Consider the following 13,738-nt stretch of genomic DNA (forward strand, 5'->3'; position numbering starts at 1 on the left):
TCGCTCGGAAATTCTTTCCGTGCCCGTTCTTATATTGGAAAAACCGGTCAATTTGACCACCTAATTCCGGAGTAAATTGACCACCCGTTCCGGAGCAAACTGACCACCTAATTCCGGAGCAAATTGACCACCAAGTTTTGTGGTGAATTAAGTATTAAAAACTATTGATTTTTTCATGTTGTTAGAACCATACATTCGTTAAAAATTTACGGATTATGGCAAACAAAATAACAGACATGAGTAAAATTAGAAAAGTAATTAAATTCTATTGTAATGGAAAGAGTAAGTTATTTATAAGTAGCTACTTATCCCTTTCAAGAAATACGGTAAAGAAATATATTTCTTTATTTGAAGTTCTCGAATTAAGCTTTGAATTAATCGACCAAAAAACCGATGCAGAGCTGGAACTTTTATTCTCCCAGACTAGTGTAGAGGCCATTAGCCCGAGATTACAGACACTTTATGATTTTTTTCCTAAAATGGAACGTGAACTAAAAAAAGTTGGCGTTACCGTACAGCATATGTGGGAACAATATATTGCTGTAAATCCTGATGGTTATCGAACTTCACAATTTCATTATCATTACAATATATGGGGCAAACGAGTTAATCCGGTCATGCATATGAACCATAAGGCTGGTGATAAAATGTATGTTGATTATGCCGGAAAGACACTCTCAATTATTGATATAGATACTGGAGAAGTCAAAGAAGTACAATTTTTTGTAGCAATATTGGGCGCTAGCCAATACACGTATGCTGAAGCTTCCATGAGCCAGCAAAAGGAAAACTTTGTTGACTCGGTAGAAAATGCCATGCGCTTTTTTGAAGGCACTCCTGCCGCCATTGTTCCAGATAATTTAAAATCTGCCGTAATAAAAAGCAGTCGTTTTGAACCGACAATCAATGAAACCCTGGCTGATTTAGCAGAACATTACGAAACCACAATTTTACCTGCCAGAGCTTACAGGCCCAGAGACAAGTCACTAGTTGAAGGAGCTGTTAAGATATTATATCGAAGGATTTATGTAACCATAAAAGAAACTAAGTTCTTTTCTCTGGAAGAATTAAACCAGCAGATCTGGGATTTACTTGACTCTCACAATAACAGAAAACTGACAGGACGCCCTTATTCCCGCTTTGAATTATTTTTAGAAGACGAGAAAGAAAAACTGCGTCCACTCCCACAAGATCGTTTTGAAATTAAATACCAGTCTTTTGCAACAGTAATGCAAAACGGTCATGTTCAATTAAGCCAGGACAAAAACTATTACAGCGTTCCGTATCAATATGTAAAGAAGAAAGCCAAGCTGTTATATACCAAATCAACAGTAGAGATTTATTATAAATACAATCGAATAGCTGTACATCCAAGAAACTACAAACCTTATGTCTATACAACAACTCCTGAGCATTTAGCCAGTACACATCAATTTGTAGCCCAATGGAGTGCTGCCCGCTTCATTGAATGGGCTAATAATATTGATGAGTCAGTAGGAGAATATATAATGCAGATAATCGAAAGCAGAAATCATCCAGAACAGGCTTATAAAAGCTGTTTAGGAATACTGAATTTTGAAAAAAAGGTAGGCAGACAGCGATTAATAAATGCCTGCAGGCGGGCACTTGATTTTAAAATTTACAATTTTAAGACCATACAAAACATTTTAGAAAACAACTTGGATCATATTGATTTTGATCAAGAACCTGAGCAGGAACTTCCCGATCACAGTAACATAAGAGGAAAACACTATTATAACTAAATTAAATCTTGAAAAAATGAATGAATCCACAGTAACCAAAATGAAACAAATGAAGCTTTATGGCATGTTTAATGCTTTTAAAACAGCCATTGAAAGCGGGAAAACAGATCATTATACCCTTGACCAGTTTGTATCGATGATTATTGATGCAGAATGGGATGAAAGGTACAATCGTCGTATTGAACGAAGTATCACTAATGCCAAATTCCATTACAAATCAAATATTGAAAGTATCAATTTTGATGTATCACGTAACCTGGACCGAAACATGGTACTGCGTCTGGCAGAATGCGAATTTATAGAGAAAAACGAAAACATTTTAATCACTGGAAGCACCGGTGTCGGTAAAAGTTATTTAGGTACTGCATTAGGTTATCAAGCCTGTATACAGGGTTTTAAGGTAAGTTATTTTAATACCTTAAAATTGTTCGCTAGACTAAAAATGGCTAAAGCAGATGGTACTTATCTACGGGAACTTACCAAAATACAAAGACAGGATGTTATAATACTTGATGATTTTGGACTCCAGGCACTTGACAGCCATAACCGAATTACTCTTTTAGAGATCATAGAGGACAGGCATAATAACGGCTCTATAATCGTGACATCACAAATACCAGTTCAAGGCTGGTATGATATAATTGGAGAAAAAACGATAGCCGATGCAATATTAGACAGACTTATACACCAATCTCATAGGCTTGAATTACATGGAGAATCCATGAGAAAGAAAAGAGGAATAAACAAAGAGTGATATTTTATTATATTTGAATACTAATTAACAGATGAAAAAATATAGTTTTTAATCAAAACGGAGGTGCTCACTTTGCACCGGAATTAGGTGGTCATTTTGAACTGGAATCAGGTGCTCACTTTAAAACGGAATGGGGTGATCAATATAACCGGAATTTGCACCATTTGTTTTAATTATGGTAAAAGATATTATTTCCTTTGGTTGCAAAATCGAAACAAAGATTAAAAGCTGATTGAGAACGTAATTGGCCGGTACTGCCCATGATTAGTGACGAAAGTTTTGCTTCATCATCTTTGTAGTTTCGGACATTTTGAAGGTTTTAATTGAAACATATATAGATTTAACAGATAGCGCAAGGGATAATAAAAGGGTGATTAATGAGCAGATAAAAGATTTAGAAAGTAAATTATCAAAAGCGAGGGATTTGCTTTTATCGATGGAGATAGACCCAGTAGATTACAAAATAATGAAAGAGTATTATGGTAATAGAATTAGTAAGCTTGAATCCCAACTATCAGATGTAGGAAATGATAAACATAGTATTGAAGAGCTTTTGAATCGTGGTTTTGATAACCTGATAAACTTAACTAACATATACCTAAACGGTAGCTTAGCAGAAGCAAGAGACTTAATTGGTTTAATTTACCCTGAAAATTTCACGATTCGGGAAACGCAAATACAAACCACCCGAACTAACAAAATTGTAGAATCTATTTATTTGATTAATAATGAATTAAGGGCAAAAAAAAACGGGACAAAAGAAGATTTTTCTTCTTTGTCCCGTAAAGTGACCTCGACTGGATTCAAACCAGTAACCTCTTGAGCCGTAATCAAGTGCGCTATTCAGTTGCGCCACGAGGCCTTAATTCCGGGTGCAAATATAAGGATATTTATTATTAACTTGCAAGCATAAATTGATATAAATATAAAAAAAATGGAACTCGAAAAGTATATACGTGATATTCAGGATTTTCCAAAACCCGGGATTGTATTTAGAGATATTACCCCGCTGCTGAATAATGCCGAAGCGCGTAAAGAATGCCTGAACCAACTGATGAAAGGGCTGGAAGGAATGCAAATTGATAAAGTTGTGGGTATAGAGAGCCGTGGTTTCTTTTTCGGGACTTTATTAGCCAGGAACTGAATGCAGGTTTTGTGCCCGTTAGAAAGCCTAAAAAGCTGCCGTATGAAACACTTTCGGCTACTTATGAGCTCGAATACGGAACAGATACGTTGGAAATTCATATTGATGCTATCAATAAAGGCGATAAAATCCTAATTCATGATGATGTCCTGGCCACAGGCGGTACTGCAAAAGCGGTATGTGAACTCGTAGAAAAGCTGGGAGGCGAAATCATGCAGTTTAATTTCCTGATGGAGCTTGCCTTCCTGAATGGAAGGGAAAAACTAAAAGGGCATCCTATTTTCGCATTACTGAAGTATTAAGAAAGTGCCCGTGATGTTACAAAGTATTTCCACGCAATAATCGCTTTCTGAAATTTGGTCGCTTTGGCTAAATCCAGTTGCTCTTTCGTATAATTCGGAAGGATGAGCTTGTTGAGTTTGGCTAATAATTTATACATAACAGGTTGTTTTATAGTAAATATACTAAAAAAGGACTGTTCATCGAACAGTCCTTTTCATTTGTTTAACTAACTCAGCGCAGTAGTGCAGGGATAGGATTATTAAAAAATAACGCTTTTTTGTACTGTTGCACTATTCTTTTTTAAGCGTAAGTTTTCATAAGGCGCTTTAAGCGTCAGGCTATGTTTCAATCGTGCAGCAGCTTTGTACCATTCGAAGTAGGTCTTTTTATCGATTTGAAGTTGCGCTACTTCCGGTTTTACATTTTCTGTTTTCAGGCGCAATAGCCCTGTTCTTCCCTCTTTTTTTGCTTTTTTGGTAGTAATCAGGATTACTCCATACGGTGCTTTTGGGCCATACTTTTTTCCCAGGCTTTCGGAAGATTTGTATCGGGAGGATTCTTCTACATCTTCAGGATTAAGCTGCTCCAGCTCTTTTGGGGTGCTTTCTTTTCCATCAATGAAGATTGCCGCTTTTCTGTAGTCGGTCGTGGTGCTCGTCATAATGTCCTGGAGTGTGGTTTTATAAGTACTGCTATACCTAAGGGTTAGTTTTTGATTAGCATCATCTTTGTTTTTTGAGGACAATGCTGTCCCGTTGTCCGGTGTAGCTTTTTTTTCCGGTCCCGTGGTAATTTCTACCGCACCATTGCTCCCTTCTTTACCATATTTATTTTCAGCTTCTTCAGGGTTGAGTTTCTTATGGGAAATGATCTCCTGGTCGAGCGGCAGTTTTACTTTGGTTCCTTTGGTTTGTTGGATCCCGTTGATTACAACAAGGTATTCGGTACCATTTTCATTATAGCTGTCATAGGTCCATCCGTAATTGGAGTTTTCTTCGGGGGATTTGTTTTCAGTAGTGACAATAAACAATTCTTTCACCCCATATTTTTTAAGATTGTCGTCGCTCTTCAATATCGTAATACTTTTGATTTCTGTCGGTTTCAACGCTTTAAATGCAGCGTCGGAATCGGGCTGCAATTTTCCGTCAAGAATAAGCGCTGTTTTTTTTCCGTCTGTTGCCAAACTTTTTATACTTTCTATTTTTAGTTTTGTCTGGGTAGACTTTGTAAGGGGCAGCCCATTGGAACTACGATTTCCTATAGTGTCCTGAGTATTGGCCATAGAGGTAGAGACTAGAGTGAGTGCCTGGGTAAGCATATTCGGATCCTTGCCGTCAACCATATTGACAAAAGAAAGATGTGGCTGATTGTTGTCTTGATTAAAGACGATCAAAATTCCTTTAAATTCTTTATTCCCTTTGCCATATTTCAAGGTACCGGTTTCTCCTTTTTTAGTGTCATATTGAATTGTAATGGCATTAATTTCCCTCTGGTCATTTCGTTTGATATTGGAAAACCGCAAGACAATTGCATGCTCTTTTTTGATACTCTCAGCATACTCTTTTAATTCTTTATCCGTTTTGTCTTTACTAATGGACCAGCTGTCATAGATGGTTTCAGCCGCAACTGGGGTATTGGAATAAGATACGGTGGTAAGGGTACTTTCCTTTTCCTGGGCAACAACTTTTACCTGAAACTGGAGCATATAGGCGACAAGTGCCGGAAGCACCAGGGCATATTTCCAGGAACGTGCTTTGTTTGATTTTTGTTGATTTAACATAACGATTCGTTTTTTGATTAATGATTGATAGAAATGATTGGTGATGGGAATACAGAGATGAGCTGTACTTACTTTTAAAAGTGTTTTTTGATATGCAATGGCATCAGATATCGTTTTGATAGCAGTAGCATCGGCAATAAATTCAAGGTTTTGCGCGATAGCTTTTTTGTACAGCCATACCAACGGATTGCACCAGAATACAATACAGCAGAGCTGTGCAAAGATCATGTCTAATGAGTGATACTGCCTGCTGTGTACCTTTTCGTGTACGATGATGTTGTCGAGTTCCTGCGGAGGAAAGAGGGCTGCATTAAAAACAATGTAATTGAAAAATGAAAAAGGGGATAGCACTCCTGGAGTATCAATAAGGCGAAATGGGCCGGATTGACGGAAAGGATTGCGTTGTAAAACGATAAAAAGCGATCTGGAGTCTCTTATAAAACGACCGAGGAAGAATAACATGCCCCCACAATAGATCAGGATGGCGATATACAGCCAATTGATTGCATTAGTATCTTTTGCTGGTGACACAGCGGTCATCACATCCAGGGCAGTCAGTTCATAAGCCATTGGGGATTCCACTACAGGTTCGGTCCAGACAATATGGGTAAATGTAAGCGTTGGCAAAACAATTGCAGCCAGCAGTCCACCCAATAAAAACCAGCGGTTGCTATTAAAAAAGGTTTCTTTTCGCAGGAGCAGATAATAGGCCAAAATGAATACCGTCAGTAATGCGCTGGATTTGATAAGATATAAAAACCAGGTTTCCATATTATTGCTTTTTTTCGATGATGTCTAAAATCTCCCGTAATTCTTTGGCGGAAATTTTTTCCTCTTCTGCAAAGAATGATACCATATTCTTGTACGAGCTGTTAAAGTAATTTTCTATTGCTGTACTCATGAATTGCTTCCGGTAGGCCTCAAGTGTTACCACCGGAAAATACTGATGTGTATTGCCAAAAGCCTGGTGAGCGACAAAACCTTTGTCTTCCAGGTTCCTGATGATGGTAGAAAGTGTATTGTAATGCGGTTGCTCATCGGTAATCTCAGCCTGTACTTCTTTTACAAAAGCTTTTTTAAGCTTCCATAAGATGTGCATGATTTCTTCTTCTTTGTTGGTCAGTTTTTGCATGGTTTTATTTTTTTGAGGTCTGAGCTATTTTTCTTTCAGGCAATTGCATTATACAAATCGGTTGGTTGTGCTTGCTAAAACAAACGTACAACTATATTTCTAGTTTGCAAACTATTTTTGTAGTTAATAAACTATTTTTGTAGTTTGGTTTTTAAAAAGCTATAAATTAAGGCTGTATCATCGTTGCAGCAGCAGGAAAAAAGGGTTCACCGGACTAAAAATTAGTAAAAGTGCTTTTATTTTAAATTCTTACTTTTGTAAAAAAAAGAATGATACGATATAGCGTTTGGATAGCATTGCTGATGGGGTATTATGGCTATTCGCAAAATAACTGTAGTGTGGCGGGCGTAAAAAGCTTTCAAACAACCATTAATACAGAATATGCGACAAGGGGAGAATCCCCTCTAAAAGAGAAAGACTTTCAGGAATTTAAAACACTGGACTTTTTTCCGATTGACCTGAAATATTGTATTGTAGCAAAATTTATACGCACAGAAAAAGAAAAACCTTTTGAAATGCCTACATCCAGTGGGAAACAAAAGCGATTTGTAAAATATGGTGAAGCACAGTTTACGATAAATGGCACATCTTTAAAACTAAATATCTACAAAAGCCTCGATCTTACGAAGCTGAAAAAATACAAGGATAATTTATTCCTGCCCTTTACCGATCTTACGTCGGGAGTTACCACCTATGGCGGTGGCCGGTATATCGATTTGCTTACCACTGATATTGTTGGTGAAACCATTACGATTGATTTTAATAAAGCCTATAATCCATATTGTGCTTATAGCGAAAATTATTCCTGCCCGATTCCCCCCGAAGCGAATGACCTGAAAATAGAAATCAGGGCTGGCGTTAAGAAATTCCACGACTAATGGATTTTGTCAATGTACATACCCATCAGGCAGCAGTGGAACCAAATGTACTGGGTATTGTCAATCAGTATCCGCAATCACTGGATGTTACAGTCCCTTTTTTCTCCGTAGGCATTCATCCCTGGTACATAGAACCTGCCCGGATCGAAGCCGATCTCCGGATTATTTCGGATACAGTAGCATTGGAACATTGCCTCGCACTGGGAGAATGTGGATTGGACAAAAGAACGGCTGTACCTTTGGAACTTCAGGTATCGGTATTTGAACAGCAGTTAGCACTGGCAGAAAAATACCAAAAACCCATGATTATCCATTGTGTAGCGGCATTCCAGGAGCTTATCGAATTGAAAATTAAAAATAAGAGTACCGTTCCAATGGTGGTACATGGCTTCTCTAAGAACGAACAAGTAGCAGCACAACTCCTTAAAAATGGCTTTTACCTTTCTTTTGGGAAGTACCTGTTGCAGAACCCGGAATTGGAGCGCGTATTTTGTACCATACCGAATGACCGCTTTTTTCTGGAAACAGATACGGTAGCAGAAACCATACAGGAGGTTTATGCAGTAGCGGCACAATATAAAAAAATAGAATTGAAAGAATTACAAAAGATAATAGCATATAATTTTAATACCGTTTTTAAAGATGGCAGAATGGACTGAAAGGGCAGCATTGCTGTTCAAACTGGAAGGATTGGATAAATTACAGCGTTCCAATATATTAGTAGTCGGATTGGGTGGCGTAGGCTCATTTGCGGCAGAATTCATAGCCCGGGCAGGTGTAGGGAAAATGACCATTATTGATGGTGATGTGGTTGATATTACCAATATTAACAGGCAGTTGCCAGCATTGCATTCTACCGTGGGGCAACCTAAGATTGATGTAGTGGCAGATCGCTTACTGGATATTAATCCGGAACTGCAATTGACAAAAATTAAAGAATTCCTGTCACCGGAGCGCGCGTTTGAAATTGTAACCGAGGAGTATGATTATGTGCTGGATTGTATTGATAGCGTAACCCCAAAGCTCAACCTCATTATTGCTGCAAAGCGCAAGAAGGTGAAAATTGTAAGCAGTATGGGAGCAGGAGGGAAGATGGAAGCTGCAAAAGTAAAAGTAGCCGATATCAGCAATACCGAAAATTGCTATTTTGCCAAAACCATAAAAAGACGCCTGAAAGAAGTAAAAATCGATAAAGGGGTCAAAGTGGTTTTTTCCTCTGAAATCCAGGATGAAAGCAGCCTGAAAACGACCGATGGTAAAAATTTCAAGAAATCATTTTATGGGACTAACAGTTATATGCCGGGATTATTCGGATTGTATGCTGCTGAAACCGTAATACGCCATTTGTTAAAAGAGAAGTAGCAGCAACACAACCCTGATAAAAGATTACTATACTCACAATAGTCCAGAATCAGGGGAGTAGTCGTTAGATTGTGTAAACGTAGAAATTGATTTTAATTTGATTTGAGATTTTAAGGCTTAGCCAAAAAACAACAGATCATTAAGTATAGAATTTAAAAGAACTACATTTAAATAATTTAAAAAGAGCGGATTATGATCGAAGATGGTAAATTACCCAAAGATTTTGCAAAGCAATTTAAAAACAAAGAAGACTTCCATACTTTTTTTCAAGACCTGTATAAACAAGGCATTGAACAGCTACTCCAGGGAGAATTGGATGCTCATCTGGGATATGAGAAGCATAATATTGACGGATACAATACAGGCAATAGCCGTAATGGTTCTTTCTCAAAGAATATAAAATCAGAGACTTTGGGCAATATGGTCCTGGCTATTCCCCGGGATAGAAATGGTGAATTCGAGCCTCAGGTCATCGGAAAAGGCCAATCGATGAGTGAAAAGATTGAAGATGCTATTTTAGGAATGTACAGTCGTGGAATGACCCGTAGTGATATTGTAGAACAAGTTAAAGAAGTTTATGGGATATCAGTAAGTGAGTCCACGATTTCGACCATCTCTGATAGAATACTGGCTGATGTTGATTTATGGACTAAAAGGGCTTTAGAACCACAGTATCTGATTGTTTGGATGGATGCTGTGCATATGAAAGTAAGAACAGATGGGAAATATGAAAACCATGCAATTTACATTGTAATCGGACTAAAAACAGATGGTAAGAAAGAAGTATTAGGAATGTGGCTAAATAAAGAAGAGTCGGCTTCATTTTGGATGACTGTACTCTCTGACATAAAATCTCGTGGAGTAAAGGATATTCTCATTGCCTGTACAGATAACCTTACCGGATTTACAAAAGCTATCAGAGGTGTTTTTCCAAATACAGAATCCCAGCTTTGCATTGTTCATCAAATAAGGAATAGCCTTAAGTTTGTAGTAGTTAAGGATAGAAAAGCATTTTGCAGTGCAATGAAAGAAGTATATACTGCAATAAATCAGGAAGAAGCCGTTTTAGCTCTGGCTGAATTTAAAAAAAACTGGGAAGCAAAATATAAATATGCCGTTTGCTCCTGGGAAAAGAATTGGGAAAATCTCATGCCTTTTTTGGCCTATCCTGCTGAAATCAGGAAAATAATGTACACCACAAATACAATAGAAAACTTAAACAGGGGAATTAGAAAATATACCAAAACAAAAGTGCAGTTCCCAGATGAAAAAAGCGTCAAGAAATCAGTCTATTTAGCAATACAAAATTGTGAAAAAAGCTGGATAAATGCAATACCAAGCTGGGGATTAATCATGAATCAGTTCTTGGTCATATTTGGAGAAAGGTGTAATATTAAACACTAAGAACTGTTTACACAAAATTTCGACCAGTCTCAGAATCAGAGATTAAAATGATACTAAAACTACTTTTAATACGTAATGAACCTATTAAAAGTGGTTCCCGATGTATTATAATACGTATGGGTACGTATTAAAAGTGGTCCCCGATGTATTATAATACGTATGGGTACGTATTAAAAGTGGTTCCTGACGTATTATAATACGTATGGGTACGTATTAAAAGTGGTCCCCGACGTATTTTAATACGTATAGGTACGTATTAAAAGTGGTTCCTGACGTATTATAATACGTATGGGCACGTATTAAAAGTGGTTCCTGACGTATTTTAATACGTATAGGTACGTATTAAAAGTGGTTCCCGACGTATTATAATACGTATGGACATATTTAAAAGTAGTTGTCGGCTTATTTTAACTTGACTGAAATGGAATCAACGCTATGGGATTCCGTGTTGTTCCAAAGAAGGAATACTGCGAATAAGCGAATAGAAAATTATTTTCAAGGCGTAGCCAAATGTCTAGTCCTAGAATAGCAATACAGGATTAATAATAATAAAAGTACATTTTTTAGACAGAAGTAGCTTCATGGTTACTTCTGTTTTTTGTTTTATAGGTTTTCATTTCTATTTCTTTTTGCTGATGCATTTGCATCGGAGTAAGCATATGATTAGAGCAATGCGGTCTTACTAGATTATAAATCTGTATAGATTCCTTAACTACTAACTTAATAATATTAAGTTGCTGATCATTATACCTATCTACTAAAAACTCCTGTTTTAATATCCCATTTACCCTTTCAGCGACCGCATTTTGATATGGATCATAAGACTCAGTCATGCTACAGCGCAGGTTTTTAGTCTTGCGTATCACTTTTTGATATTCATCAGAACAATATTGTATACCTCTATCTGAGTGATGGATTAACGACAAACAACTATTTTCCCTGCTCTTAAGAGCCATTTGTAAAGCTTTAAGACTATTTTCGGCATTTAAATTAGTAGCTACATTAAATCCCATGATCCGTTTTGAATATGCATCTGTTACTAAGCTTAAATAGCAGGGCTTACTTCTTTTTCCGATGTATGTAATATCGGATACCCAAACCTGTTCAGGACGTATTATTTTTAAGTTTTCAATTAAATTCTTGTGTTTTTTAAAACGATGATATGAGTTAGTCGTAATATGATAGCTCCGTTTTGGAGATATTAGCAGATGGTTTACTTTGAGGATATTAAAAAACATATCTCTTCCAATCTTTAATGCTCTAAGCTCCTGGTTTAATAAATAATACAACTTTCTCGTACCGATACGAGGCATTTTCATCCTAATCTTTCTTACCATAAGAATGACTTGTTCAGACTTTGATTGCTTTAAGATTTTTCTTTTAATGCTACGATAATAGACCTGCCTGTCTATCCCGAACAAACTACAGGTAAAACCTAAGGTTTGTTTTTGTTCTTCTTTAAATAGGACAATTGTTCGGGTGATGAGTTTTTTCGGATATCGATATTATATTCTTTCTCTGCAATATCAATAAGCATATCAAAAATAATAGCTTTCTTATCCGTAAAATTAACTTGTTGCTCCAGATGAGCTTTCTGTTTTTCAAGAAGCGTAACTTTAGCTTCGAGTTCCATGATTTGCTGTTCAGGTGTTTTAGCCATTTGAGATGGGGTTTGGGTTTCCTAATCAAAGTTACCAAATTTTCTAAGCCAACTAACAACTGTTGAACGTGCTTGCACACCATATTTTTTACAAGCTCCATGTGTAGATAACTCTCCTCGTTCAATCTCATGGACGATTTGCAATTTGAGAGACATACTGTAATCTCGCTGGGTTCGCTTTACATAATTTTTCTCTTTAGACATAATTGAGTTTTTTTTTGTATCGCTATTTCAGGACGGGACAAAAAGCCTAAAAAAAAGATCGCCTAAATTCTTAGGCGATCTTTTTTTATTGATCCGGGTCATTAAAGACTTCCGTTGTAGTAGTTGTGGGTTTTGCGACAGGAGCTTTCGGTTTCACTACTTTCGGTTTTAGAACCGTAGCAGGTGTAGTGCCCGGTATTGCTGTTGTTGGTGTGGCGGTAGTGTTACTTGTTACTACACCATTTTCCACAGGGGCAGTTACCGGCCCTATTGGAATATACAGCTCAGTGATCCATTCCGCAGCATTTTTTGTTTCCGCTGGGCCTTTTACATAAACTTCCAGATTGGGAAGTGCTGTATTCTGTACAAGGTTATTGGTTGTGATGTATGCCATCGCTTTATCCCATGCCTGTTTGCTGTGGGAATAGTGGCCATGCAATACGGTTTTAAGATACGTACCCGGCTCTAGTTTAGCACAGGTATAATCACTGCCCGGAGTCGTGAATATTTCTTCTGCTATCGGCATTGCTACTGCAAAATCAACCGTTCCTGTTGTTGTATTATAATTTTTGTAGACCGTAAAAGGAGGGCCGGTCATTGTGATCTTGTTATTTCTGAAGAAACTGAAAATGGCTGTCGTCATGGCAGTAATAGTATCTGTCAGTTCCGGGATTTTGCATATTGCCTGCTGTTGCAGGTAAAATCCACCGTTACGATTGGTGACACCTTCCACTTTAATGTCAAAAGTATTAATCTGTTCGATAATAATTTTGGTAAGGCCTGCAAGCCCTTTATCGTAATCCTTCCCTACAGATTTTTGTGTTCCGCCTTCCAGCAGGTTTTTGAATTTGGCCACAAACCCTAATTCTCCTTTGGTATACCAGGTGATCTTAGTTCCCTGTTCTGTGTCTTTAAAACTCCAGTATTGGAATGAGGTTTCACCGGATACCGTTTTCTTTTGCGCAAGCGAATCGGCCTCTTTGGCAAAAATGGTTTCCAGGCGGCCTTCTTCCGTATTGTTTTTCCATGAAATGTAGGCGCCATTTCCTGCGGTACTATCGCTGTAGGTGTACTGTATGTTGCTGCCTTTGTCATTGATAAAGTCCCAGTCTTCCCAGTTTTTATAATTATTGACATAATCATAAATTATTTTTTTAGAAACGGGAACCGTTTTGCTTCGTTCCACTAAATAATCTCCTTTAAGGGTAGCTACGTATACAGTGAGGGCAATAGCTACTAATACAATCAAAAGAAAGATATATTTGGCAATTTTCATAGGTGTAGGTTTAAGAGGCAAAGTTAGAAATTAAATCGAAACTTTTTCAAGTTACAAAAATTAACACAATCGCCCAATAAATATCTTTTAGTTATAATT

Annotated in this window: 14 protein-coding genes, 1 tRNA gene and 1 pseudogene; 8 read left to right on the forward strand and 8 right to left on the reverse strand. The window is 37.3% G+C overall.

Features of this window, described 5'->3' with window-relative positions; genetic code table 11:
• Positions 1-215: 215 nt before the first annotated feature.
• From istA to FK004_RS11645, 3 genes are all read left to right on the forward strand, one after another.
• Positions 216-1,763, forward strand: a complete 1,548-nt coding sequence (gene istA / locus FK004_RS11630; protein ID WP_108735486.1) for an IS21 family transposase — start codon at positions 216-218, stop codon at positions 1,761-1,763.
• Positions 1,764-1,779: 16 nt separating this feature from the next.
• Positions 1,780-2,517, forward strand: a complete 738-nt coding sequence (gene istB / locus FK004_RS11635; RefSeq protein ID WP_108736446.1) for an IS21-like element helper ATPase IstB — start codon at positions 1,780-1,782, stop codon at positions 2,515-2,517.
• A 310-nt stretch (positions 2,518-2,827) separates the two neighbouring features.
• Positions 2,828-3,340: a hypothetical protein gene (locus FK004_RS11645; protein ID WP_157956089.1), complete on the forward strand. Its 513-nt coding sequence runs from the start codon at positions 2,828-2,830 to the stop codon at positions 3,338-3,340.
• On the opposite strand, the gene FK004_RS11650 is transcribed toward FK004_RS11645, so the two are convergent.
• Positions 3,306-3,379, reverse strand: a tRNA-Arg gene (locus FK004_RS11650). The genes FK004_RS11645 and FK004_RS11650 overlap by 35 nt on opposite strands.
• Before the next feature lie 72 nt (positions 3,380-3,451).
• On the opposite strand from FK004_RS11650, the pseudogene FK004_RS11655 reads away from it, so the two are divergent.
• Positions 3,452-3,963 (forward strand): annotated as a pseudogene (locus FK004_RS11655) (adenine phosphoribosyltransferase).
• On the opposite strand, the gene FK004_RS11660 reads toward FK004_RS11655, so the two are convergent.
• The 3 genes from FK004_RS11660 to FK004_RS11670 all read right to left on the reverse strand — a co-directional run bounded on the left by FK004_RS11660 (position 3,960) and on the right by FK004_RS11670 (position 6,855).
• On the reverse strand, positions 3,960-4,100 hold the full coding sequence (locus FK004_RS11660; protein WP_108737407.1) for an SsrA-binding protein: 141 nt from the start codon (positions 4,098-4,100) through the stop codon (positions 3,960-3,962). The pseudogene FK004_RS11655 and the gene FK004_RS11660 sit on opposite strands and share 4 nt — an antisense overlap.
• A gap of 102 nt (positions 4,101-4,202) precedes the next feature.
• Complete coding sequence (locus FK004_RS11665) at positions 4,203-6,494, reverse strand: M56 family metallopeptidase (RefSeq protein ID WP_108737408.1); 2,292 nt, start codon at positions 6,492-6,494, stop codon at positions 4,203-4,205.
• 1 nt (position 6,495) lies between these two features.
• The gene (locus tag FK004_RS11670; protein ID WP_108737409.1) at positions 6,496-6,855 is read right to left on the reverse strand and encodes a BlaI/MecI/CopY family transcriptional regulator; all 360 of its coding nucleotides are present in this window, start codon (positions 6,853-6,855) and stop codon (positions 6,496-6,498) included.
• Between the two features lie 269 nt (positions 6,856-7,124).
• Between FK004_RS11670 and FK004_RS11675 the strand changes: the two genes are divergently transcribed.
• The 4 genes from FK004_RS11675 to FK004_RS11690 all read left to right on the forward strand — a co-directional run bounded on the left by FK004_RS11675 (position 7,125) and on the right by FK004_RS11690 (position 10,499).
• Positions 7,125-7,733 carry a DUF1684 domain-containing protein gene (locus FK004_RS11675; protein ID WP_108737410.1) on the forward strand — a complete coding sequence of 203 codons (609 nt, stop codon included), beginning with the start codon at positions 7,125-7,127 and terminating at the stop codon, positions 7,731-7,733.
• Positions 7,733-8,392: a TatD family hydrolase gene (locus FK004_RS11680; protein ID WP_108737411.1), complete on the forward strand. Its 660-nt coding sequence runs from the start codon at positions 7,733-7,735 to the stop codon at positions 8,390-8,392. The genes FK004_RS11675 and FK004_RS11680 overlap by 1 nt, the downstream gene beginning before the upstream one ends.
• Positions 8,376-9,095: a tRNA threonylcarbamoyladenosine dehydratase gene (locus tag FK004_RS11685; RefSeq protein WP_108737412.1), complete on the forward strand. Its 720-nt coding sequence runs from the start codon at positions 8,376-8,378 to the stop codon at positions 9,093-9,095. The genes FK004_RS11680 and FK004_RS11685 overlap by 17 nt, the downstream gene beginning before the upstream one ends.
• 192 nt (positions 9,096-9,287) lie before the next feature.
• Positions 9,288-10,499 carry an IS256 family transposase gene (locus tag FK004_RS11690; protein ID WP_108735429.1) on the forward strand — a complete coding sequence of 404 codons (1,212 nt, stop codon included), beginning with the start codon at positions 9,288-9,290 and terminating at the stop codon, positions 10,497-10,499.
• A gap of 563 nt (positions 10,500-11,062) precedes the next feature.
• Here the strand turns inward: FK004_RS11690 and FK004_RS11695 are convergent.
• The 4 genes from FK004_RS11695 to FK004_RS11700 all read right to left on the reverse strand — a co-directional run bounded on the left by FK004_RS11695 (position 11,063) and on the right by FK004_RS11700 (position 13,639).
• Positions 11,063-11,920 (reverse strand): IS3 family transposase, encoded by an 858-nt coding sequence (locus FK004_RS11695; protein WP_262497646.1) that lies wholly within the window; start codon positions 11,918-11,920, stop codon positions 11,063-11,065.
• A 14-nt stretch (positions 11,921-11,934) separates the two neighbouring features.
• Positions 11,935-12,159, reverse strand: coding sequence for a hypothetical protein (locus FK004_RS19465; protein WP_227871598.1), 225 nt, complete (start codon positions 12,157-12,159; stop codon positions 11,935-11,937).
• Between the two features lie 21 nt (positions 12,160-12,180).
• Complete coding sequence (locus FK004_RS19470; RefSeq protein WP_227871599.1) at positions 12,181-12,363, reverse strand: transposase; 183 nt, start codon at positions 12,361-12,363, stop codon at positions 12,181-12,183.
• A gap of 85 nt (positions 12,364-12,448) precedes the next feature.
• On the reverse strand, positions 12,449-13,639 hold the full coding sequence (locus FK004_RS11700) for a GyrI-like domain-containing protein (protein WP_108737413.1): 1,191 nt from the start codon (positions 13,637-13,639) through the stop codon (positions 12,449-12,451).
• Positions 13,640-13,738 lie beyond the last annotated feature (99 nt).

This window comes from Flavobacterium kingsejongi (genome assembly GCF_003076475.1).
GTDB classification, from domain to species: Bacteria; Bacteroidota; Bacteroidia; order Flavobacteriales; family Flavobacteriaceae; genus Flavobacterium; species Flavobacterium kingsejongi.